This window comes from Faecalibacterium prausnitzii (assembly GCF_003287405.1).
In the GTDB taxonomy this organism is placed as follows: Bacteria; Bacillota; Clostridia; order Oscillospirales; family Ruminococcaceae; genus Faecalibacterium; species Faecalibacterium intestinale.
In genome coordinates this window covers 126,978-148,752 of the sequence record NZ_PRLD01000008.1, presented here as the reverse complement: position 1 = coordinate 148,752, position 21,775 = coordinate 126,978, and the positions used below count along the sequence as shown (strand labels likewise).

At 60.1% G+C, this 21,775-nt stretch carries 20 protein-coding genes and 1 tRNA gene; 10 read left to right on the top strand and 11 right to left on the bottom strand.

Annotated elements, in window-relative coordinates; translation table 11 throughout:
* Together C4N24_RS09570 and C4N24_RS09565 are read right to left on the bottom strand one after the other, a co-directional pair.
* A partial coding sequence (locus C4N24_RS09570; protein WP_112091220.1) for a DUF6061 family protein occupies nucleotides 1-214 on the bottom strand: 214 nt, incomplete at its 3' end.
* Between the two features lie 168 nt (nucleotides 215-382).
* Nucleotides 383-469: transfer RNA gene (locus C4N24_RS09565), tRNA-Leu, on the bottom strand.
* Between the two features lie 398 nt (nucleotides 470-867).
* Here C4N24_RS09565 and C4N24_RS09560 point away from each other — a divergent pair.
* Entirely contained in the window at nucleotides 868-1,245 is a 378-nt protein-coding gene (locus tag C4N24_RS09560) for a DUF3592 domain-containing protein (RefSeq protein WP_112091219.1), read from the top strand.
* Between the two features lie 16 nt (nucleotides 1,246-1,261).
* The gene (locus C4N24_RS09555; protein ID WP_112091218.1) at nucleotides 1,262-2,215 is read left to right on the top strand and encodes an FKBP-type peptidylprolyl isomerase; all 954 of its coding nucleotides are present in this window, start codon (nucleotides 1,262-1,264) and stop codon (nucleotides 2,213-2,215) included.
* 56 nt (nucleotides 2,216-2,271) lie between these two features.
* Here C4N24_RS09555 and C4N24_RS09550 read toward each other — a convergent pair whose 3' ends face one another.
* Entirely contained in the window at nucleotides 2,272-4,047 is a 1,776-nt protein-coding gene (locus tag C4N24_RS09550; RefSeq protein ID WP_112091217.1) for an ABC transporter ATP-binding protein, read from the bottom strand.
* Complete coding sequence (locus C4N24_RS09545) at nucleotides 4,044-5,783, bottom strand: ABC transporter ATP-binding protein (RefSeq protein WP_347475218.1); 1,740 nt, start codon at nucleotides 5,781-5,783, stop codon at nucleotides 4,044-4,046. The genes C4N24_RS09550 and C4N24_RS09545 overlap by 4 nt, the downstream gene beginning before the upstream one ends.
* 148 nt (nucleotides 5,784-5,931) lie before the next feature.
* Between C4N24_RS09545 and C4N24_RS09540 the strand changes: the two genes are divergently transcribed.
* From C4N24_RS09540 to mscL, 5 genes are all read left to right on the top strand, one after another.
* On the top strand, nucleotides 5,932-7,029 hold the full coding sequence (locus C4N24_RS09540; RefSeq protein WP_112091216.1) for an SseB family protein: 1,098 nt from the start codon (nucleotides 5,932-5,934) through the stop codon (nucleotides 7,027-7,029).
* Between the two features lie 82 nt (nucleotides 7,030-7,111).
* Nucleotides 7,112-8,929 carry a molecular chaperone DnaK gene (gene dnaK / locus C4N24_RS09535; protein ID WP_112091215.1) on the top strand — a complete coding sequence of 606 codons (1,818 nt, stop codon included), beginning with the start codon at nucleotides 7,112-7,114 and terminating at the stop codon, nucleotides 8,927-8,929.
* A gap of 78 nt (nucleotides 8,930-9,007) precedes the next feature.
* A complete protein-coding gene (locus C4N24_RS09530; protein WP_112091214.1) occupies nucleotides 9,008-9,235 on the top strand; it encodes a DUF1653 domain-containing protein in 228 nt (75 codons plus the stop codon).
* An 88-nt stretch (nucleotides 9,236-9,323) separates the two neighbouring features.
* Nucleotides 9,324-10,373, top strand: a complete 1,050-nt coding sequence (locus tag C4N24_RS09525; RefSeq protein WP_112091213.1) for a hypothetical protein — start codon at nucleotides 9,324-9,326, stop codon at nucleotides 10,371-10,373.
* A 199-nt stretch (nucleotides 10,374-10,572) separates the two neighbouring features.
* Nucleotides 10,573-11,022, top strand: coding sequence for a large conductance mechanosensitive channel protein MscL (gene mscL / locus C4N24_RS09520; protein WP_097782946.1), 450 nt, complete (start codon nucleotides 10,573-10,575; stop codon nucleotides 11,020-11,022).
* Nucleotides 11,023-11,161: 139 nt separating this feature from the next.
* Here mscL and C4N24_RS09515 read toward each other — a convergent pair whose 3' ends face one another.
* Nucleotides 11,162-12,709 carry an alkaline phosphatase gene (locus C4N24_RS09515; RefSeq protein WP_112091212.1) on the bottom strand — a complete coding sequence of 516 codons (1,548 nt, stop codon included), beginning with the start codon at nucleotides 12,707-12,709 and terminating at the stop codon, nucleotides 11,162-11,164.
* A gap of 310 nt (nucleotides 12,710-13,019) precedes the next feature.
* On the opposite strand from C4N24_RS09515, the gene C4N24_RS09510 reads away from it, so the two are divergent.
* From C4N24_RS09510 to C4N24_RS09500, 3 genes are all read left to right on the top strand, one after another.
* The gene (locus C4N24_RS09510; protein WP_112091211.1) at nucleotides 13,020-13,841 is read left to right on the top strand and encodes a Cof-type HAD-IIB family hydrolase; all 822 of its coding nucleotides are present in this window, start codon (nucleotides 13,020-13,022) and stop codon (nucleotides 13,839-13,841) included.
* Nucleotides 13,842-13,848: 7 nt separating this feature from the next.
* Nucleotides 13,849-14,841, top strand: a complete 993-nt coding sequence (locus tag C4N24_RS09505) for a 3'-5' exonuclease (protein ID WP_112091210.1) — start codon at nucleotides 13,849-13,851, stop codon at nucleotides 14,839-14,841.
* 170 nt (nucleotides 14,842-15,011) lie between these two features.
* Nucleotides 15,012-15,614, top strand: a complete 603-nt coding sequence (locus C4N24_RS09500; protein WP_173016272.1) for a TVP38/TMEM64 family protein — start codon at nucleotides 15,012-15,014, stop codon at nucleotides 15,612-15,614.
* 71 nt (nucleotides 15,615-15,685) lie between these two features.
* Here the strand turns inward: C4N24_RS09500 and C4N24_RS09495 are convergent, their stop codons facing one another.
* The 6 genes from C4N24_RS09495 to C4N24_RS09470 all read right to left on the bottom strand — a co-directional run bounded on the left by C4N24_RS09495 (nucleotide 15,686) and on the right by C4N24_RS09470 (nucleotide 21,680).
* The gene (locus C4N24_RS09495) at nucleotides 15,686-17,224 is read right to left on the bottom strand and encodes an AAA family ATPase (protein WP_112091209.1); all 1,539 of its coding nucleotides are present in this window, start codon (nucleotides 17,222-17,224) and stop codon (nucleotides 15,686-15,688) included.
* 18 nt (nucleotides 17,225-17,242) lie between these two features.
* Nucleotides 17,243-18,673, bottom strand: coding sequence for a vWA domain-containing protein (locus C4N24_RS09490; RefSeq protein WP_347475217.1), 1,431 nt, complete (start codon nucleotides 18,671-18,673; stop codon nucleotides 17,243-17,245).
* Nucleotides 18,674-18,687: 14 nt separating this feature from the next.
* Nucleotides 18,688-19,788, bottom strand: a complete 1,101-nt coding sequence (locus C4N24_RS09485; protein WP_112091207.1) for a leucine-rich repeat protein — start codon at nucleotides 19,786-19,788, stop codon at nucleotides 18,688-18,690.
* A 241-nt stretch (nucleotides 19,789-20,029) separates the two neighbouring features.
* Nucleotides 20,030-20,833, bottom strand: coding sequence for a twin-arginine translocase subunit TatC (gene tatC / locus C4N24_RS09480; protein WP_112091206.1), 804 nt, complete (start codon nucleotides 20,831-20,833; stop codon nucleotides 20,030-20,032).
* 2 nt (nucleotides 20,834-20,835) lie between these two features.
* Nucleotides 20,836-21,033 (bottom strand): twin-arginine translocase TatA/TatE family subunit, encoded by a 198-nt coding sequence (gene tatA, locus C4N24_RS09475; protein ID WP_015537270.1) that lies wholly within the window; start codon nucleotides 21,031-21,033, stop codon nucleotides 20,836-20,838.
* A gap of 101 nt (nucleotides 21,034-21,134) precedes the next feature.
* Nucleotides 21,135-21,680, bottom strand: a complete 546-nt coding sequence (locus C4N24_RS09470) for a Sec-independent protein translocase subunit TatA/TatB (protein ID WP_112091205.1) — start codon at nucleotides 21,678-21,680, stop codon at nucleotides 21,135-21,137.
* Nucleotides 21,681-21,775: the final 95 nt, after the last annotated feature.

Sequence of the window (21,775 nt, the reverse complement as noted above, 5' to 3'; positions counted from 1 at the left end):
GATACTCCTCTGGTTCGCCGTTCAGAATCAAGTCTGCATAGCCAAGCGGGTCATTGTAGATGAGATAATCTAACTCCAACCTCTGCGCCATGGTCACGTCCAATTCATCCTCGACCCCAGTGCAGTCAATGGAGATCATTCTCCCCTCCCGGAGCAGCAACTCCACGCAGCCGGTGTCCATGATGAATTTGCAAGCTCTTTCATCGTACTTCATGTTTGTGTCCTTTCCGCCTTACGGCACTCTTACCGTGGTCTGTCGTGCTTTCTTATGATAAGGTCTAGGACGTTTTTCGATGGAAGCAAGGGATTCATTCTGCTTTCCAAAGAACACAAAAAATCCGAACCCTTCTCCTATTGGAAAAAAGTTCGGATTTTGTTGTTGTGGTGCGGATAAGAGGACTTGAACCTCCACCGAGTTGCCCCGATTAGAACCTGAATCTAACGCGTCTGCCAATTCCGCCATATCCGCATATTCTGTTGTGTTCCTGCACCGCAGCGCCGGGAACGATAGTTATTATACCAGATACAAAAGAAATGTCAAGGCTTAATTTCAAAATTATTCGACAAATTTTTGCGGTAAAGTTGGTGCACTCTGGATAGCGGCTGTGGGGCGCTTTTTAGGGCAGATTATGGTACAATAAACGATAGGCAACACCGCACAATTCCCGCCTGACGGCTTAAGCACCGTTCCGGCGGCTGCGGCACGGCATCTGCGTTGCCAAAATGCTCGATAATACACAAAGTATTATCTGCGCTTTTGGCTTAGCATCTGCCGCACCTCGCGCGCCGTATCGGCACTTAGAATTATGCGGTACTGTCTATACGTCCGGGCATCGCCCGGCGATTACGGAAAAACGAGGGAAAACGATGCTGAATGTGATTATTTTTCTGGTCGGTGCACTGATCATGTTTTACATGGCGCTGCGCAGCGTGCGTGCGCGGCAGCAGCTGCGCACCAAGGGCGTCTGCGTGCAGGCCACGGTAAGCGGCACGGTGCAGAGCCGGGACGGCGCTGCCTATGTGCTGGAGTTTACCACCGCAGGCGGCAGCCACCGGCTGCAGTACCCCAAGCCCGCCAAGGGCAAGTCCTTTGCCGAGGGCAGCGTGGTCACCCTATACTACGATCCCGATGCACCGGAGAAGATGTTCGTGGAGGGCGACAAGTCTGTGCTGGGTGCCGAGCTGCTGTACGTCGGCATCGGTGTGGCGCTGCTGGTGCTGATGGTCGGCATCATGAACCGCTGAGAAGGAGGGACACCGTATGAAACTGGAACATTTCGGCATGGCTGAGCCGGGGGACTGCCGGTTGGTGTTCACGGCAAGCGCTGAGGAGCTGGCCGCTGCACTGGCAAAGGAGCAGGCTGCCCCGGATGCCCCGCAGGACGAGGAAGAGCTGCTGACGGCAGCGGTGAACCGCACCATTCTGGAGGGCTTTGATCCTCTTTACCGGCAGCTGGTGCAGGAACAGCAGATTGTACCGGTGACCGACCCGGATTTTGAGCTGCTGGCGGTCAACAAGGCCGAGGGCTTCCGGGCGGGGGCGCAGTTCTACACCCTGCCGCCGCTGGAACTGGGACGGGATACCGGCTTTGTGCAGGCCATCGAGCCCCACCCGCTGCGCCGGTTGACCATTGAGCTGGAGATCAACCGCAATTATGGTGACGAAGAGCGCGCCGCCGATGCCGCAGGCAAGGCTGCGCTGCGCGACCGGGTGACCCGGGAGCTCTACGCAAAGCGCTGCGCACAGGCTAAAGACAGGGCAGAGAAGGAGCTGGTCTGGCAGCTGGGCGATGAGGTGACCGGCTTTGTGCCCAAGCGGCTGGAAGCGGGCAACTACTTTGCCGAGCAGCGGCAGTTCAATCTGAGCCTGCAGGCAAACGGCATCAACTTTGACCGGTTCTTAGCCGTGCGCGGGCAGACGGTGGAGCAGTTCCGGCAGTGGCTGCACCGGCAGGCGGAGCGCAAGCTGCGCAGCTGGCTGGGGCTTATGCTGGTGGCTGAGCGGGAGGGCTTGCAGCCCACCGAAGCCGAGGTGAATGCCGCCCTTGCCAACTGGAACGAGAAGCTGGACGGGGAGCGCACCTTCCCGGCGAACGACAGCCGCAAGGTGCGCCAGCGCCTTGCCCGGGCAAATGCTGCGGCCTTTGTGGTGGCGCATTCCACCCTCACCCCGCCGCCGGCAGAGCCTATCGTGCAGGAACCGGAGAATAAATGATAACAAAAGGAGAGATGCGCCGCATCTCTCCTTTTTGTTAATGTTATGAGGGGTACTCAGGTCTGCACACCCTCGAACTGGCTGTTGTAGAGCTTGGCGTAGAAGCCGCCCTGTGCCAGCAGCTGGTCGTGATTGCCCTGCTCCACGATGTGGCCGTCCTTCATGACAAGGATGACGTCTGCTTCCCGGATGGTGGAAAGGCGGTGCGCCACAATAAAGCTGGTGCGCCCCTGCATCATGCGGGCAAAAGCCTTCTGGATGCGCACCTCGGTGCGGGTATCAATGGAGGAGGTGGCTTCGTCCAGGATCAGCATGGGCGGCAGGCAGAGCATCACGCGGGCGATGCAGAGCAGCTGCTTTTGTCCCTGACTGATGTTGCCGCCGTCCTCTGCAATGACGGTGTCGTAGCCCTCGGGCAGGCGGCGGATAAAGCTGTGGGCGTGGGCAGCCTTGGCGGCGGCGATCACCTCGTCCATGGTGGCGTCCGGTTTGCCGTAGGCGATGTTCTCCCGCACCGTACCGGCGCGCAGCCAAGTGTCCTGCAATACCATGCCGTAGCTGCCGCGCAGGGAAGCGCGGGTCACATCCCGGATATCGGTGCCGGAAACCTTGATGCTGCCGCTGTTCACATCATAGAAACGCATGAGCAGGTTGATGAGGGTGGTCTTGCCGCAGCCGGTGGGGCCTACGATGGCGATGCGCTGACCGGGCTGTACGTCCAGCGAAAGCCCCTCGATGAGCGGGCGGTCGGGCAGGTAGCGGAAGGACACATCCTGCAGCTGCACATGGCCGTCCGGCTGCAGGGCGGCGGCGTTTTCGGCTTCCGGCACCTGATCCTCGGCGTCCAGCAGTTCAAACACCCGGGCGGCGCAGGCCAGTGCGTTTTGCAGCTCGGTGACCACGCCCGAGATCTCGTTGAAGGGCTTTGTATACTGGTTGGCGTAGCTTAAAAAGACGCTCAGCTGACCGATGGTGATGCCGCCGCGCACGGCGTACAGCGCACCCACAAGACCCACGCCTGCGTACACGATGTTGTTCACAAAGCGGGTGGCGGGGTTGGTCAGGCTGGAGAAGAAGATGGCCTTCAGGCTCACCTCCTGCAATTGTCCGTTCACTTCGTCAAAGGCGGCAAGGCTTTCGGCTTCGTGGCCAAAGGCCTGCACCACCTTCTGGCCTTCGATCATCTCGTTGACCAGCGCGGTCTGCTTGCCGCGTACGGTGCTCTGGCTCTGGAAGTAGCCGTAGCTGCGCTTTGCCAGAAAGCCCGCCACCACAAGGCTCAGCGGGGTGATGCACACCACCACCAGCGTGATGGGCACGTTTTCCCGCAGCATGAACAGCAGGGTGCCAAAAATGGTCAGGATACCGGAGAACAGCTGAGTAAAGCCCATCAGCAGACCGTCCGCAAAGGTGTCCACATCTGCCACCATGCGGCTGACGATATCGCCGGAGGGATGGCTGTCCAGATAGGACAGCGGCAGGGTCTGAATTTTACGCAGCGCCTCGTTGCGCAGGTTACGGCTGACCGAGAAGGTGATGCGGTTGTTGCACACGCTCAAAAGCCACTGTGCAAGGGCGGCTGCGGCAGCCACCACCAGAATGCTCACCGCAATGCGCAGCACCCCAGCAAGGTCCACATTGCCCTTGCCCAGCATTTTATCAATGGCATCACCGCACAGGATGGGGATATACAGCTGGGCGGCTACGCTGACCGCCGCCACCAGCAGGCTGCACACTACAAAGGCGCTGTACGGACGGATCTTGTGCAGCACCCGGTTCAGGGTGGCCTTGCGCTGCTGCGGGGTCAGCTTGTTTTTTGCCTTTGCACTCATGCTTCTGCCTCCCCTTTCTTGAACTGGCTCTCGTAGATCTCCTCGTACACCGGGCAGCTGCTGCGCAGGGCGCTATGGGTGCCGATGCCCACCAGATGGCCGTCATCCAATACTAAGATCTGGTCGGCGTGCTGCAAGCTGGCGGCACGCTGGCTGACGATGAACACGGTCAGTGCCCCGGGCAGCGCCGCCAGTGCCTTGCGCAGGGCGGCGTCGGTGGCGTAGTCCAGTGCGCTGGCGCTGTCGTCCAAAATCAAAATGTCTGGCTTGCCCACCAGCGCACGGGCGATGGTGAGCCGCTGCTTCTGTCCGCCGGAAAGGTTGCGTCCGCCCTGCTCCACCGGCTCGTCCAGCCCAAGGGGCTTTGCACGCACAAAGTCCGCTGCCTGCGCCGTTTCCAGCGCCGCCCACAGGTCGGCATCGGTGGCGTCCTTGTTGCCCCACAAAAGGTTGGAGCGGATGGTGCCGCCGAAGAGCTGTGCCTTCTGCATGACCACCGCCACCCTGCCGCGCAAAGCGTCCCGGGGGTAGCTGGCCACCGGTCGGCCAAAGATCTCCACGCTGCCCTCGGTGGCATCGTAAAAGCGCGGGATCAGGTTTACAAGGCTGGATTTGCCGCTGCCGGTGCCGCCGATGACGCCGATGGTCTGGCCTTTTTTGGCGGTAAAGCTGATGTCGGTCAGGCTGGGTGCGCCTGCGCCGGCGTAGGTCAGCCCTACATGGTCAAAGCGCACGGCATCGCCGGTCTTGTCGGCGGCAACCTCGCCCAGCAATTCGGCGGGGAAGGTCATGCCGGGTTTGGTATCCAGCACCGCCTGCACACGGCCTGCACAGGCCAGCGCCTTGCTGATCTGTACGATGAGATTGGCGAGCTTGACCAGCTCCACAAGGATCTGGTTCATGTAGTTCACCAGCGCGATGACATCGCCGGACGCCATGCCGCCCACGTTGATCTCAATGCTGCCCACATACAGCAGCGCCACGATGGCAAGGTTGATGAGCACATAGGTCAGCGGGTTCATCAGAGCCGAAAGGTGGCCGACGTGCAGCTGCATCCCGGTCAGCAGGGCGTTGGCGTCCTCAAAGCGGTCGATCTCGCTCTGCTCCTTATCAAAGGCGCGCACCACGCGCACGCCGGTCAGGTTCTCGCGGGTCAGGCCCAGCACCCGGTCCAGCCGGGTTTGCACGGTCTTATACAGCGGCCGGGTGATCACCATCACGCCGAACACCACCACGCTGAGCAGCGGGATGGTGACCACAAAGATCATTGCCGCCCGGGCGTTGACCGTAAAGGCCATGACCATGGCACCCAGCACCACAAAGGGGCTGCGCAGGAACAAACGCAAAAACAGGTTGAGCCCGCTCTGCACCTGATTGACATCGCTGGTCATGCGGGTGATAAGGGTGCTGGTGCCCAGTGTATCCATCTCTGAAAAGCTCAGGCTCTGGATATGGGCAAACAGGGCGTGCCGCAGCGCGGTGGAGTAGCCCACCGCCGCCTTGGCGGAAAAATACTGCGCGGTCAGGCTGCAGGTAAGGCCGACAAAAGCCAGCAGCAGCAAAAGGCCGCACCGCACCAGAATATAATGAAAATCGTGCGCTGCGATGCCCACATTGACGATATCGGCCATGACCAGCGGCACGAACAGGTCAAAGGTGGCTTCCAGCATCTTAAAGAGCGGTGCAAGCACGCTTTCGCGCTTGTAGCCCTTCAGGTAGCCAAGCATCCGGTTCAAGAAAATTCCTCCTTTGGGGGTCAAAATACACCTTATTATAACGCGATGTATATTGAAAATCCAGTGCCGCAGCTGCGTTTTGCATTGTACAAGCTGCCAAATCCTGTTATACTAGAACTGATATTGATAGGGAAGTATGGTGAACACAATGGCAAGACGAACAGACGGCGGGGTACGCTTCCGCCCGGTGGGCAGCCAACGCAGCCGCACCGCACCGGTGTACAGCCCGCGCGGCACCGGCTGCCCGGCCATCGAGCAGGCAGTGCAGGGGCTGTACAAGGGACAGAACGAGGAAAGCTTCTGGTCTTTGATGAGCGCGTTGAACTATGCGCTGGAGCTGGAGACCCATGTGCTGGTGCCGCTGCAGACGGCGCTTTCGGCGCAGGGTGCGCCTGCCCCGTGGATGGAGCACCCCATCCCGGCGGAAAAGGCCGATGGCCTTGCCTTGTGGACGCTGCGCAACGACAAGGGACGCTGCTGGCTGCCGCTGTTCACCTCGGTGGCAGCGGCCGGTGCAGACCGCAGTACCGGTAGCCGCCCCATGGCAGACCGCACCTTGGAACAGGCCATGCAGCTGGCGCTGGACACCCCGGGCATCGACGGCGTGGTGCTGGACCCGTGGAGCAATTCGGCCTCGCTGGACGGTGCGCTGCTCAACGGTCTGCTGCACGCAGGCCACACCCCGGAGGGCCCCGGCGCAGAGGAGGCCGAAGCCGGTAAAGAAGCTGCCCGCGCCGGACACTGGGCGGCAGCGGCAGAGTGCTACCAGAAAGCCGCTGAGCAGGGAAATTCTGCCGGGCTCTCGCTGCTGGGCGAGTGCCTGTATCAGGGGCGCGGCGTGCCAAAAAGCGCTGCGCAGGCACGCAAGCTGTGGAAAGCTGCTGCCGAAAGCGGTGAAACCATCGCCCTTTTGAACCTTGGCGACGACTGCGCCGCCCGGGGCGACAACGGCAAGGCGCTGTTGTGGTACCGCCGGGCGCGGCAGAGCGCGGCAGCGGTGCCGGATATCGAGTACACGCCCCGGGTCTGCCTGCGGCTGGCGCAGTACGAAACCCGCTACACCTCCCGCAAAAAGGCGCTGGCGCTGGCGGCAGAAGCAAAGCAGGCTTTTACCATTTTGCAGCGGGAGCACGAGCCGGACGCCGACTGCTGGTTGCAGGAAGCGGAACAGCTGCTCTATGAGCTGACCCACGAGCCGCCTACGGCTCCGGCAGCATATAACATAGAATCTTTACAATTGGACTAAAAAATGGTCACAGCCGTCCGGTAAGATAGACTGGAGAGAAATCAGCCCGCAGACACGGCGGACAAGAAACAGAGGAAACAGTATGAGCAAAGTGATCGGCATTGATCTGGGTACGACCAATTCCTGTGTGGCGGTAGTGGAGGGCGGCAAGCCTGTGGTCATCACCAATGCAGAGGGCGAGCGTACCACCCCCAGCGTGGTGGCATTTACCAAGGACGGTGAGCGGCTGGTGGGCGGCGCGGCCAAGCGCCAGATCGCCACAAACTCCGGGCGCACGATCTCCAGCATCAAGCGGTACATGGGCTCGGACTACCGGGCGCACATTGACGGCAAGGATCTTGCCCCGCAGGAGATCAGCGCCATGATCCTTGCCAAGATCCGCAGGGACGCCGAGAGTTATCTGGGCGAGCCGGTCACCGAAGCCGTTATCACCGTGCCCGCCTATTTTGACGACAGCCAGCGCAAGGCCACGCAGGATGCAGGCCGCATTGCGGGGCTGAACGTGCTGCGCATCATCAACGAGCCCACCGCCGCCGCTGTGGCCTACGGTCTGGACAACGAAGCCGCCCAGAAGATCCTTGTTTACGACCTTGGCGGCGGCACCTTTGACGTGTCCATCATTGAGATCGAGGACGGCACCTTTACGGTGCTTGCCACCGGCGGCGACACCCATCTGGGCGGTGACGACTTTGACCAGCGCATCGTGGAGTACGCGGTGGCAGAGTTCAAAAAGTCTGACCGCATCGACCTGACCCGCGACCCCGCCGCCATGGGACGGCTGAAGGAGGAGGCGGAAAAGGCCAAGAAGGAGCTTTCCAGTGCGCCCTCCGCCCAGCTGAACCTGCCCTTTATCACGGTGGGCAAGGACGGGCCGCATCACTTGGATATCGCGTTGTCCCGCCCACAGTTCGAGATGATGACCGGCGATCTGCTGTCCCGCACCGTGCCCCCGGTGCAGAACGCCTTGCGGGATGCCGGCATCTCTGCCAGCCAGCTGGGCAAGGTGCTGCTGGTAGGCGGCAGCACCCGGATGCCCGCCGTGGAGCGGCAGGTGCGGGAGCTGCTGGGCAAGGAGCCCAGCCACAGCCTGAACCCGGACGAGTGCGTCGCCATGGGCGCAGCGGTGCAGGGTGCACTGCTGCAGGGCGGCGGCAAGCTGGCGGGTGCCACCGGCGCGGCAGCGCAGGGGCTGGTGCTGATGGATGTGACCCCGCTGACTTTGTCCATCGAGACGCTGGGCGGCGTGGCTACCCCGCTGATCACCCGCAACAGCATGATCCCCACCCGCAAGAGCCAGATCTTTACCACCGCCCGTCCCATGCAGACCAGCGTGGAGATCAACGTTTTGCAGGGTGAGCGCCACTTTGCGCGGGACAACAAGTCTTTGGGCAAATTCAAGCTGAACGGCATCCGGGCAAGCTTTTCGTCTAAGCCCCAGATCGAGGTCACCTTTGATATCGACGTGAACGGCGTGGTGAAGGTATCGGCGAAAGACCTTGCCACCGGGCGGGAGCAGAACATTACCATTACCGGCAGCACCAACCTTTCCGAAAACGAGATCCAGCGCGCCATGGCAGACGCCGCCGCCTACGAGGCCGAGGACAGCCGCCGCAAGGAGCGTCTGGAGCTGCACAATCAGGCCGAGGTGCTGGCCTACAAGGTGGATGAAGCACTTTCCAAGTGCAAAAAGGAACTGGATAAGGACGAAAAGGCTCGCGTGAAGGCCGACCTTGCCAACCTGCGCCGCTGCCTGCGCAAGGATAAGCCCGAAAAGATGAACGAGACCGAGGAAGCTGCCCTGCGGCAGGCCAAGAGCCAGCTGGAAACCTCGGCCAACCACCTGATGCTGCTGTACTCTGCCGAGCAGACCCCCGGCGATGGAACGGACAGCACGCTGTAATATTTATAAAATAAGGTTTGTGGGCTGCTGCACCCGCCCGGCGCAGCAGCCCTTTTTGCAGAAAAGAAAGGAACGGTTATGAAGAAACTGCAATATCCGGTGCGCCCCGGGCGCTACCGCCACTTTAAAGGCAACGAGTATCAGGTGCTGGGCGTGGCACGTCACAGTGAAACCGAGGAGGAGATGGTGGTGTACCGCGCCCTGTACGGCGAGGGCGGGCTGTGGGTGCGTCCCGCCGCCATGTGGCTGGAGACCGTGACCCGGGACGGCGTTACCCAGCCCCGCTTTACCTATATCGGGGAGTGATGCGCCCGGCTTGAATCCCGTTATTGACCCTAGGATTATTTTGCGGTAAAATGTGGGTATGATACCAAACAACAAAGGAGGTTTTCGTATGAAGGCCAAACGATGGATCTCGCTGCTGCTTGCGGTCAGCATGATGCTTGGTGTGCTGGCGATGCCCGCCTCGGCGGCAGCTCAGCAGCCGGAAAGCACCGCTGTTGTCAGCGAGGAACTGTCCGATGCCGCAGCGCTGAGCGCGGCAGAGGATGAAAATGATATCGTCAACATCCGCATCCGGGCGACCGGCAACCTTGTCTACGGCTCCGATTATAAGCTGGAGGTGGAGACCCGGCCCGAAAACACCCAGTATATTGCCGTGGTGCTGGGCACCAGCGGCGAAGCCTACGGCTATGTGACCCTGATGATCTCGGATAAGCTACGCACGTTGCTCAAGCTGATCCCCCTGCCCAAAAAGATGTCCCAGACCCCGGACCAGGCCGAGGAATTCAATGTATACAGCTACCTCAAGCAGCTGATCGACGGCAATGATGTCGGCGTGCTGCTGCGGGTGGCGGACGAAGTAGTGTCGGTGATGGACACCGTCAGCTTCTTTGTCCCCGCCAGCTATCTGACCACCGTGAAGAACGTTTCCAACGGCATGAAGCTGACCCTGAGCCTGATCCGCAAGTATCTGCCCGAGGGCGCGCTGAGCCGCATCTATCTGGACGAGCAGCCCAAGGACAGCGGCAAGTACGTTGCCGGTGCTATTGCGCTGGAAAGCAGCGATATCAACGCCGCCGGGTTTGCCATGTTCAAGATCAAGCCCAAGACCGAAAACGTCAGCCTGAGCTGGGCAGCCGATGCTCCGTCCAGCATGACCGTCTCCCAGCTGCAAAACGCCGATCTGACCGCCAAGGTCATTTCGGACGGACAGGTGGCTGAAAACGGCAAGGTGAATTACACCTACAAGAAAAAGACCTTCCTGTGCTTCAGCAGCAAAATAAACGGCGTGCCCACCGAGCCCGGCACCTACACCCAGACCGCCAAGGCAGGGGGCAACTACTCCTGCGGCAGCATCAGCCGCACCATTACGGTGACCGCTGACCCCCAGCCCGCCGCAGAGCAGTCTGCCGAACAAGCGGCAGAGCAGCCTGCAGCATAAATCAGCGGAAAACTATTTTTGAATAGGACGATCCCGGAAAGTCTGCGGATTTTCCGGGATCGTTTTTTTACGGGAGAAGCTACTTTTTATTATCTATAAAATGGGCTGCTTTACTCTTGCAAATCGCCGAACAATACGCTATTATAAAAATAAAAGAACCCCTTGCGGTGAAAAAGGGGACAAGAAGGAGCGGTTATCTATGGAAGAGAAAAAAAGCGGCATCAAAAAGTTCCTTGAAGAGTTCAAGGCATTTGCCATGCGCGGTAATGTGCTGGACATGGCAGTGGGCGTTGTCATCGGCGGTGCCTTCACCGCCATCGTCACCGCGCTGGTGGAGGACATCATCAACCCGCTGATCGGCCTGTTCTTCAAGGCAGATTTTTCCGATGTGGTCATTGGTCTGGGCGGCTCCAGCATCAAGATCGGTGAGTTCGTCAACTCCATCATCAACTTCCTCATCGTGGCCTTTGTACTGTTTGTTGTGATCAAGTTTGTCAACTCCCTGCACAAAAAGCCCGAGGAGCCCGCCGCACCGGAGGAGCCCACCACCAAGGTGTGCCCCTACTGCCAGAGTGAGATCTCCATCAAGGCTGTGCGCTGCCCCCACTGCACCTCCAAGCTGGAGGGCTTTCCCGAAATGAAAGCCTGAAGCATTCAGCATTGATAATACAACAAAACCCTCCCGGCCGGGCGCAGTCTTTGCGCTTGCGGCAGGGAGGGTTTTGCACATTTTGCGGCTTGGTTGTGGAAAAGTGGAGTGGGAAGTGAGGTGGGAAAATCAGGCGCTCTTACTGCACCTTGGTCAGCTCAGCCAGCTTGTGGTAGATCTCAGTATTGTCGTACACGCCGCCGAACTTCTCGGCGCCGACACCCATGGCGTACACGTTGACCATGGCACCGGTGTGGGCGTAGGTGGTGTGATCCATGCCGGACTTGTGGTTGATGGTGTGGCAGACAGCCATGCTGAAGGGGATGTAGGTACCGTACAGCTCGTAGTCCTGCTGGCTCATCTTGCTCTGGCTGGAGGAGCCCACCTGCAGGGTGCGCTCGTAGGCCTTGCGCAGGTTCTCCACCTCGTAGTCGGTCAGCAGCAGCTTGCCTGCGCTGGCGGCAGCGGGGTCGGTGGGCAGGGTCAGGCCAAAGACGTTCTTCACGTCCTGCATGGCAGTCTCAAAGGGGGTCTTGTTGGCGATGTAGCCCTGCACATAGGTGGCATCGAACTTTGCGTAGGACATCTTCTGGTGAGCCAGATTGGTCAGGAAGGTGTCGTAGTTGGTGGTCTTGTAGCCGATGGCCATGCCGCCGGTCTCGTGGTCGGCGGTGACAAGGATCAGGGTCTCGTTGGGGTGGGCGTTGTAGAAGTCCACCGCAGCCTGCACGGCGTTGCTCATCTCCAGCACATCGTGGATGGAAGCAGCGGCATCGTTGGCGTGGCAGGCCCAGTCGATCTTGCCGGACTCGGTCATCATAAAGAAGCCCTTTTTGTTGTTCAGCAGCTCGATGCCCTTTTTGACATAGTCGGTCAGCTGCCACTCGCCGTTGGCAGCGTCCATGGCGTAGTTCATGGCCTTGCCATCGCCCAGATTCTCGGCAATGATCAGGGTCTTGCCTGCACCGGCGGTCAGAGCCGCTGCACCGGCCTGGGTAGTGACCACGTTGTAACCTGCGTTGGCAGCCACGGTATGGTTGTCGGGGCCGGTACCGTCGCCGTTCACCTTCTGGAACTCGCCGCCGGCAAAGTACTCAAAGCCGGAGTTTGCCAGTTCCACGCCGATCTCGTAGTAGTTCTTGCGGGTCTTCTGGTGGGCATAGAAGGCAGCGGGGGTGGCGTGGTCGATGTTCACGGTGGAGATCACGCCAACCTTATAGCCTTTCTGGGCGTGCAGCTTTTCAGCGATGGTCTCGTAGGGCACATCGCGGGTCCAAGGGCACATATTGATGACGCCGCTCTCGGTCTTGTGGCCGGTGGCGATGGAGGTGGCGGTGGAAGCAGAATCCGGGCAGAAGGAGGTGCTGTCGTAGGTGGTCACGCTGCCCACCTGCGGGAAGCTGGTAAAGCTCAGGTCAGCCTCGGTCACAGCGCCGTTGTTGTCCACGGTGCCCTTGTAGAAGCGTGCAGACTGGATCTGGGCAGTGCCCATGCCGTCGCCAATGAACAGGAAAACGTACTTGGGCTTTTTGAACACGTCCAGCAAACCGTTCTCTTCGTCTGCTGCGGCAGAAGCATCCGTCTCGGCGGCGTGCGCAGCTACGGGTGCAGCCGACAGCATACCCACTGCCGATGCAACGGCACCGGCTTTCAGGAAGCTGCGGCGGGAAATTTTCGCGTTCTTCATAACAGATATCCTCTCTTTTTCAGCCCGGCTTGGGGCGGTTCTACTATTTCTTGTGGGAACACCTGTATTGTAACGCACCGCCCGCAGCGGCGAAACCAGCCCCGTGTAACACTTAGGTAAACCTTTGGCGCACGGAAGAGCGGCGGTGTAAAATCCGGGCAAAGCAGGTAAAATCTGCCTGTAACGCCCGCATCCGGGTCACTTTTTGCACCGAACCGCCCCGCAAGGGTTGCAAGCAGGGGGCTTTTCATTGTACAATAGAGGTAGACCGTGCTAAGATATACTTCTATAACGAGAGGATCTTTTAAATATGTCTGATATCAAAGTGCTGGCGCTGGATCTGGATGGCACCCTGACCAACGACCAGAAACTCGTCACCCCGCGCACCCGCGCCGCGCTGGACGCCGCCATTGAAAAGGGCGTGACCATCGTGCTGGCGTCCGGCCGGCCTACCGCCGGCATCCAGCCGCTGGCCGAGGAGCTGGGTCTGGACAAAAAGGGCGGCTGCATCCTGTCCTACAACGGCGGCAAGATCGTGGACTGCCGCACCGGCGAAACGCTGGTGGAAAAAACGCTGGACCCTGCCCTTGTGCCCGAGCTGTGCGCTTTTGCCGCCGCGCAGGATATTGCCATCCTGACCTATAACCGCGAGGGCATCGTCTGCGAGCGGGACAAGGACGAGTGGGCGAACAAGGAGTGCTTTACCACAAAGCTCCCCATGATCCATGTGGACGATCTGGCGTCCTATGTGAACTACCCCGTGTGCAAAATGCTCATCACGCTGGACCCCGCCCGCCGGGACGCAGTATGCGCTGCCGGACAGCAGCAGTTTGCAGGCCGCGCTGACTTGTACCCCTCCAGCCCTTTCTTTATTGAAGCGGTGCCGCAGGGTGTAGCCAAGGACGGCAGTCTGGCGGAGCTTCTGCGCCGCATGGGGCTGACCCGTGAGAATCTGATGGCCTGCGGCGACGGCCTGAACGACCGCTCCATGATCGCCTACGCCGGGGTGGGCGTCGCCATGCAGAACGCCGAGCAGCCGGTGAAGGACTGCGCCGACTATGTGACCACCGCCGACAACAACCACGACGGCGTGGCCGAGGCCGTGGAGAAGTTTATTTTACGAGAGGACTAACAAAGCAATGCCGCGTAACTTGGTTTTATTTGATCTGGAATGGAACATCGGCTACCAGCCGTATACCTTTAACTACCATGGGGTGCAGCAGACCCTGCGGGGCGAGATCGTGGAGATCGGCGCCGTAAAGATCGATGAGGACGCCAACGTGCTGGACACCTTTTCCATCCATCTGCGCCCCCGCATCTTCCGCAAATTGCAGCACCATATCGCTAAGGTGACCGGCCTGACGCAGGCAGATCTGGACAAGGGCGAGCCCATCGTGCAGGGACTGCGCCGCTTTATGCAGTGGTGCGGTCCGGACGCCGAGTTTGCCGAGTGGGGTCTGGACGATGTGCCGGTGCTCAAGCAGAACCTGTTCCTGTGCAATCTGGACGAGTCCAAGCCTACCGTGTGGTACGACCTGCAGCAGGTCTTTCTGCGGGAGCATCCCCGCAAGGAAGGTGAGGGCATGACGCTGGAAAGCGTGGTCACCCGCATGGGCATCCCCATGGAGCGCCCCTTCCACGATGCACTTTCCGACACGCTGTACACCGCCGATGTCTGCCGCCTGCTGGATCTGCGTGCCGGCCTTGCCGCCTACCCCACCGAGGACGAGGCGCTGCGCCAGAGCCTGTGCCAGACCCCCGGCGATTACCGGGACTTTACGGTGTTCCACGGCTATGTGGAGCAGTACGCATGGCGGGCTGACCCCAAGATCAGCCAGATGCCCTGCCCGGAGTGCGGCACCACCCTGCAGCCGGACGAGCTCTGGCTGAAAAAGGGCAGCAACAGCTGGTACACCCTGTGCCAGTGCCCCCGCTGCACCGGCAGCGGCAACGCCGCCGGGCAGGGCGTGTTCCAGCGGTACAAGTTGTCCCGCCGGGACGGCCTGCACTGGAGCTTTGCCCGCTGTGCCCAGATGCCGGACGCCGAAAGCCTTGCCCGCTGGGAAAAGCTGCGCACCGCCCAGCTGGAGCGGATGCGCGCCAAGGCCGAAAAGCAGGCGGCGGAAAAATAAAAGCAGGAAAATCCCCTTCCGTTTCGTAGTATAGATAGCAGAGCACAGAACGTGTCGAAAAATGCACACTCTGTTCACGGCTCTGTCATAGAGAATGGATATACTAAGCATAATGCGGCCCGTCCGGGAACGCCCCGGCACCGGCTGCACAGAAAGGGATCGGACACAGGATGCAAACCACACTGATGGGCTGGATACACCAGCTTGGAACACTGGAATACTGGGAAGCGCTGCTGGCGGGCTTTGAGGGGCTTGGCCCCCTTGTGCCCATTCTGCTGGCCATGGTGGAGTCCTTTTTTCCGCCGCTGCCGCTCATCGCCATTGTGGCGCTGAACGTGGCCGCACACGGCGGTCTGCTGGGCTTTTTGTACAGCTGGGCAGGCGTGGCGCTGGGCGGCGTCATCATGTTTTTGTTCTGGCGGCGGCTCATCAAGCGCTTTTTCTGGAAAGTAGCCAGCCGCTCCCCCAAGCTGGAAAAGGCGCAGCAGTGGGTGAACCGCTTTGATACCTCGTCCCTGTTCATGCTGTCGCTGCTGCCCTTTACCCCCACCTCCTTCATGCACTTTGCCTTCGGGATGTCGGACTTTGACGAAAAGCGCTATCTGCGCACCGTCCTTTTAGGCAAGGGGCTGATGGTGGCCATGATGGCTGTCTTTGGGCAGTCGCTGGTCAGCTCTCTGAAAAATCCGTTCTACCTTGTGCTCTCTGTTTTGCTGTGGGGCGGGATGTACTGGGTAAGCAAAAAGTTCTGCCGCAAGCATCATCTGGAATAAAGGATCTCCCTATAAAACAAAAAACTATCTGCAAAGCCGGAGGGCGGATGCAGATAGTTTTTTATTTTGGCTTAAACGCTGCCGTGACGGCGCTGCTCGGCGGCAAGCTCCTGCTGCAAAGCCGCCTTGCGGTGATCCAGCAGCAGATCCTTGTTGTACTTGAAGTACCGCTCGCAGCCGTTCTCGGTGAGGAACTGGTGGGAAGCGGGGTTCACCGTAAGCTCGGTGACGAACACCACCATCTCCTGACTTTCCGCAAAGGCCTGCTCCATAAAGTCGAAAGCGGCTTCCAGCGCAGCAGCGGCGGTCTTTTGGGTGGTCTCGCGCTGGTCTGCCAGCGCACGGAACTGACCGCGCAGCAGGTCGAAGGCTTCCTGCGTGCCGGCGGCGTTAGCGCGGCGCAGCTCGCCCTCCCACTGGTGCAGCGCCGCCTGCACCTGCAGGCGGTTGGTCAGCTCTGCCTTGCCCAGCAGCCCGGCATCGCGCTTTTGCTGGGTGTCCGTCTCGTAGTCCTTGATCTGCTGGCTGAACAGCTCTGCGGAGCCGTCCGGGATATCCTCCGGCAGGGTAGCCAGCGCCTTTTTGGTCTCCCGCAAAAAGGCGTAGCAGGCATCGGCCACGGCATCCGCCTGCAAGGAGGCGGTAAAGCGGGTGTCCAGCCCTGCCAGCAGCAGGCTGACAAGGCTGAGCCGCTCGTCAAAGGGGGCCTGCAGCAGACGTGCGAACACGGCGGGTTTTGCCTGCCCGGCAAGGATCTCCTCCACGCCGTAGTCGTCCCGGTACTTGTAGTACAGATCCAGATAAGCCGAGAAGTCCTCGGCGATCTTCGGGTGCTGGATGTACTCCCGGATCAGTTCCTCGTCCGCCTGCAAGCCCAGTGCCTCGTAGGTGTCCAGCAGGTTGGAAAGATCTTCCCAGCCGCGGGCGGTGACGAACTGGGTGCCGTCCACGTCCGCGTTGATCTGGTAAAAGTTCTGGGGATGCAGTTCCAGATAGCTCAGGATGGCGCTGTGGATATGGGCGGCGCGGGCGTAGTCCTTCCACACCGGCAGATCCGGCTCGATGTCCATGCGGCGCACGCGGTCAAGGGTGACGATGTCAAAATCCCGGACGGACTTGTTGTACTCCGGCGGGTTGCCTGCCGCCACGATGACCCAGCCCGCAGGCACGGCCTGATTGCCAAAGGTCTTGCACTGCAAAAATTGCAGCATGGTGGGGGCAAGCGTCTCGGACACGCAGTTGATCTCATCAATGAACAGGATGCCCTCGGAAAGGCCGGTGGCTTCCATTTTGGCGTAGATGCTGGCGATGATCTCGCTCATGGTGTACTCGGTCACCGACACGTCCTTATCGCCGTAGTGGCGCTGCCGGATAAAGGGCAGACCCACAGCGCTTTGCCGGGTGTGGTGGGTGATGGTGTAGGCCACCAGCGCCACCCCGCACTCCCGGGCTACCTGCTCCATCACCTGTGTTTTGCCAATGCCCGGAGGCCCCATCAGCAGGATGGGACGCTGCCGGATGGCGGGAATGGCGTATTCGCCCAGCGCATCCTTGGCAAGGTAGGCTTTTACGGTATGTTCGATCTCTTCCTTGGCACGTTTGATATTCATAATATATTCCCCCTCTTGTCAGGAGTTGTTCAGCTCGCGGTACAGGTCGTCCTCCTCGGCCAGAGCGTCCGCAAGGGCGCTGGCGGGGCGGGCTGCCGCACCGGTAAATTCTTCTTCGTCCAGTACCACCTTCATCGCCCACGGCGGCACGTTGGCATCATCGAACCGCTCCCCCAAAAACAGAAAGGCGGTATCGTAGCCGGGACGCCGCGCCGGGTAGGTGCCCATGCCGTCGGTGAAGTACAGCAGGCCGCGCAGGTTGGAAAACTTCTTTTCGGCGCAGAGCTGGTCCACATATGCAAAGGCCGGGCGGAAGTCCGTTCCGCCGCCGCCCCGCAGCTCAAAGTGGTTCATGGCGTGGATGAGTTCATCCTCATTGCGGATGAGAATATCCTGCCGCACGGCGTTGTCGGCCTGAATGAGGTGCAAATTCATGCGGTGGAAAAAGTTCTCCCGCCCTTTCAGCAGGGTGTAGGTCTCGGCCAGAAAGGCGCGCACCAGCTCGCCGGAGGTAGAATAGCTGGTATCAATGACCAGCGCCAGTTCCTCGATCTTTTTGCTCTCCCGGCTTTCCAGCGGCTCGATGAGGGGCAGGTTGCCGTACACCGAAAGGCCGTAGGTGTAGAAGTTCAGGTCAAACTCGTCCGGGTCCAGCTTGACCTCCTCGCGCAGGACGCAGAACCGGCGCAGAAAGTCCTTGTAGCTGCGGCGGCTGCGGTTGGCGGCTTTGACCTGCTGCTTCAGTGCATCGGTGCCTTCGCCCGCCTCCTTGTCCCGCAGGTCCAGCTCGGTCTGCATCCGCTCGCCGATCTTCTGCCACGTTTTCTGCGGCAGGGGAGTGGGCATCTGCTGGGGCTGCTCCGGGGCATCCTTCGGCCACAGGCGGTGGTCATCGGTGACGAACTCCCGCTCCAGCTGCCGCAGCACGCCGGGCGTCTGCCGGGTGAGCCAGCGGTACACCGGGGCTGCCGCCACCACCTTTTCCTCGGCGGTGATCTGCCGGTAGGCGTTCTGCCGCACATAGGTCAGCGGACGCACTACGCTTTTGCGCTGTAAGCTGTCGATGACGTTTTCCACCGCGATATCGCACGCAAGGCTCCACAGCTGCGGTTCCCGGCGGCCTTTCAGCCACAAATGCCGGAACACGCAGTGGAAGACGGTGTGCAGATACAACCGGTTGAGATACTTCGGGTTCTCCTGATAAAGCTGCAGCAGGCGCTGCGGCTGGTAATACAGGGTCTGTCCGTCCGTAGCCAGCACCCGGCAGCGCTCGTCCGGGGCGGGGGTCAGGGCGCTGAGCGCCATATCCAGAAACCGGAAGTCCAGATACAGCCCGCTGCGCACCACCGCCAGCACCTCGCCGCCCATGCGCGCCTGCCACTCCTCGTGGGTCTCTGGCCGCTGGGACTGGAAGGGCTTGCGGGGGTCGAAAAATTTTTCCTTTGGCAACGTGTGGTCACCTCTCAAAAATCAAAATCGTACCGCTGCTTTTTGGACTGGGGGGCATATTTTTTGTACTCCGCATCTGCCAGCAGGGCGGCAGCGGCGGCGTTCTCCGCCTTGGCGGCAAGGGCGGCGGCAGACGCAAAGGCGGCTTTATCCAGCACGTCCAGCGCCAGCAGGGCGCGGATGCCGTCGGTATCCTGTGCCTTTAAAAGGCGGGCGAACACCCGGTCGGTGTTGGCTGCCAGAAACGCCCGGTAGTGCCCGGCGGCAGTTTCGGTCAGCTGCCACGAGTACCGCAGACGGGCAAAGCAGAGCATGGCCATAACGGCGGCATCATCGGCATCGTGCCCCTGCGGGAAGATGGCGTCATATTCTGCGGGAAGGAATTTATTGTCGAGAAAACACTGCCGGTAATGGTATCCCTGCCCGGAAAAGGTGTGCAGCAGGATGTGGGCGGGGGTCTCCTCGATATCCTCCCAGTAGGCAGGGTACCACAGCGCCGCCAGCGGTGCGGGGGCGTCGGTGGGCCAGAACTGCGCCTGCACCGCCTCGGTGATGTTGTTCACCAGTGCAAACAGGCCGGTGGGCTGCTCCGGTGCGGCCTGCACCCGCAGGGTCTCCAGCGCAAAGCAGTTCAAAAACACATCGCTGCCCACAGTCAGGCTGCTGCTGCCCACTGTGAGCAAGCGCAGACTGCGGCAGTTGTAAAAGGCGCAGCTGCCGACGACCTGTACGCTGTCCGGCAGAGTGACTTCCTCCAGAAAGCTGCCGCACACCGGATGCAGCTCCGGTTCGTCCTCTGCCGGGGCGTCAAGATCAAAATCGTACCGGCGGGCGGGCTTTTGCCCCACCGCCAGCCCGAATGCCCGGGTCAGCCGCACCGCGCCGTCCGCGCCTACCGCGTAGCGGCAGAGGGCATCCGGTGCAGGCAGGCTGCGGGGCTTTTCGGAAAAGCAGTAGTCGCCCAGCTCGGTCAAAGCAAGACTGCCGCCTTCCGGGGCGGGCAGCGTGCCCGGCAGCGCCACACAGGGCGCTGTGCCGTACACCCGCACCAGCCGTGCCGTCTGTGCCGAAAGGGGCAAGATATCCAATATCAGTTCGTTTGCCTGTTCTACCATGCTGCGACCTCATTTTTTTGCATTGTATTCAGCTTTCAGTATACCGCGAACAGGGGGTGATTGTCCAGTGCGAGGGGAGATTTGGAATGCCCGCCGCGTGTGCTCCAGGCATATTCAGCGGAAAACCTATTTAAAATAGAGCGATTCCGGGTGGGGGCGTAGAGATAAACAGAAAAAGCCGCCGCACGGTCAGGTGCAGCGGCTTTTGATTCAGTTGATGAAAACCGGAGCGGAAGCGGGATCAGTCCGCGCTCTCCTCTTCTTCCTCGTTCTCGTCATCCTCATCCGTATCATGCGGCTTATAGAAGATGCCGCTCAGGAAGATGCTGACAAAGTACAGCAGCACCATGGGGAGTGCCACCATGCATTGGGACACGATGTCCGGCGGGGTGACCACAGCAGCGATGAAGAAGATGACCACAATGGCCACGCCGCGCACCTGCTTGAGGATCTGCGGGTTGATGATGCCCATCTTGGAAAGGATGATGGTGATCAGCGGCATCTCAAACACACAGCCAAAGATGATGAACATGGTCAGGCAGAGGTTGACGTAGCTCTCGATACTGGTGGTGGTCTGGATGTACTCTGCACCTTCGATGCCGGTGCTGAGGAACCGCAGCATGAACGGCATCATGAGCTTATAGGCAAACAGCACGCCCACGCAGAACAAAATCAGACCCAGCAGCATGACCAGCTTGAAAAAGGTGCTCTCGCTCTTTTTCAGGCCCGGCTTTGCAAAGGCGTAGATGTTGTAAAAGGCCACAGGCACCGTTACCACCACACCGGCCAGAATGGACACCCGGAAATACTGCATCAGTTTTTCCTGCGGGGCAATGGACACGAACTGGTAATAGTCGCGGCCCATGGCGGTAAGCAGATCGATCAGACGGTCTGCATACGCCAGCGAGACCACTACGCCCACCACAAACACCACCGCGCAGATGATGAGCCGGTTCCGCAGTTCTTTCAGATGGCCGGTCAGCGTCATGCTGCCGTCCTCTGCCATGACTTCGGCTTTCTTTTTGCGCTTTTTGTTTGTAGCCACAATTACTCCTCGTCTTCGTCCTTCTTATCAGCCTTCTTCACGGTCTCCTCGGACTGCTCGGCATCCTCGTCCTCCATGCCCTTCTTGAAGCCATTGATGGTCTTACCGAACATCTTGCCCAGCTTCGGCAGGTTCTTGGGTCCAAAGATCAGCAGAACGACAACCAGAATGATCAGCAGCTCATTAGTACCAATACGCATAATAAATATCTCCTTTTTCTTGCCGCGCCGCGTGGCGGGCGTATTACAGAATGTATCTGGCAACCGCGGGCGCGGGTGCATCCATAAATAAGTAGGGGCGCTTACACCTTTGCTTCCTCAGCAGGTGCAGCTTCGGCGGCTTCCTCGGCAGCGGCAGGGGCTTCCTGCACAGGCTCGGCAACCGGCTCAGCAGCGGGCTGTTCCGGCTTTTCAGCGAGGACTTCCACAGCTTCAGCAGGGACAGTCTCGGCTGCTTCTGCCGGGGCTTCGGCGGGCTGCTCGGGCAGCTCCTCCACGGTGTCCTCGGTCAGGTCGGTGACCTCCTCGGTCTCGGCCTGCTTCTTGGCGGCTTCCTCCTTGCTGGTCTTGCCAATGCCGGTAAAGCTCTTGGTCACGTCCCGCATACTGCTGTCGATATCCTTCTTGATATCGGTCAGGGGGGCAACAGCTTCTTTCAGGGGTGCCTGGATCTCGTTCAGGGGCTCTACCACGTTCTTCTGGATCTCTTCAGAAGCAGCGCCGGTGTACTTCTTCAGCTCGCGGAGCATCTTGCCGATCTTTTTAGCATAGACAGGCAGCTGATCCGGGCCGATGAACACAAACGCCACGATGACGATGACGATAAGTTCCCAAAAACCAATTTTCATAAGTAACGTTTCCTTTCCTGTACCAAGGGCGTTTCCAAGGCCGCCGCACACCACAGCGGTTTGTGCCTTTTTGCCCTTTTTGGCGGGGATTCGGC

Bases quoted from the DNA above. Each gene is read 5' to 3' on its own strand.
- C4N24_RS09560 (WP_112091219.1), top strand. From the start codon at position 868: ATGCTGAATGTGATTATTTTTCTGGTCGGTGCACTGATCATGTTTTAC.
- C4N24_RS09555 (WP_112091218.1), top strand. From the start codon at position 1,262: ATGAAACTGGAACATTTCGGCATGGCTGAGCCGGGGGACTGCCGGTTG.
- C4N24_RS09550 (WP_112091217.1), bottom strand. From the start codon at position 4,047: ATGAGTGCAAAGGCAAAAAACAAGCTGACCCCGCAGCAGCGCAAGGCC.
- C4N24_RS09540 (WP_112091216.1), top strand. From the start codon at position 5,932: ATGGCAAGACGAACAGACGGCGGGGTACGCTTCCGCCCGGTGGGCAGC.
- dnaK (WP_112091215.1), top strand. From the start codon at position 7,112: ATGAGCAAAGTGATCGGCATTGATCTGGGTACGACCAATTCCTGTGTG.
- C4N24_RS09530 (WP_112091214.1), top strand. From the start codon at position 9,008: ATGAAGAAACTGCAATATCCGGTGCGCCCCGGGCGCTACCGCCACTTT.
- C4N24_RS09525 (WP_112091213.1), top strand. From the start codon at position 9,324: ATGAAGGCCAAACGATGGATCTCGCTGCTGCTTGCGGTCAGCATGATG.
- mscL (WP_097782946.1), top strand. From the start codon at position 10,573: ATGGAAGAGAAAAAAAGCGGCATCAAAAAGTTCCTTGAAGAGTTCAAG.
- C4N24_RS09515 (WP_112091212.1), bottom strand. From the start codon at position 12,709: ATGAAGAACGCGAAAATTTCCCGCCGCAGCTTCCTGAAAGCCGGTGCC.
- C4N24_RS09510 (WP_112091211.1), top strand. From the start codon at position 13,020: ATGTCTGATATCAAAGTGCTGGCGCTGGATCTGGATGGCACCCTGACC.
- C4N24_RS09505 (WP_112091210.1), top strand. From the start codon at position 13,849: ATGCCGCGTAACTTGGTTTTATTTGATCTGGAATGGAACATCGGCTAC.
- C4N24_RS09500 (WP_173016272.1), top strand. From the start codon at position 15,012: ATGCAAACCACACTGATGGGCTGGATACACCAGCTTGGAACACTGGAA.
- C4N24_RS09495 (WP_112091209.1), bottom strand. From the start codon at position 17,224: ATGAATATCAAACGTGCCAAGGAAGAGATCGAACATACCGTAAAAGCC.
- C4N24_RS09485 (WP_112091207.1), bottom strand. From the start codon at position 19,788: ATGGTAGAACAGGCAAACGAACTGATATTGGATATCTTGCCCCTTTCG.
- tatA (WP_015537270.1), bottom strand. From the start codon at position 21,033: ATGCGTATTGGTACTAATGAGCTGCTGATCATTCTGGTTGTCGTTCTG.
- C4N24_RS09470 (WP_112091205.1), bottom strand. From the start codon at position 21,680: ATGAAAATTGGTTTTTGGGAACTTATCGTCATCGTCATCGTGGCGTTT.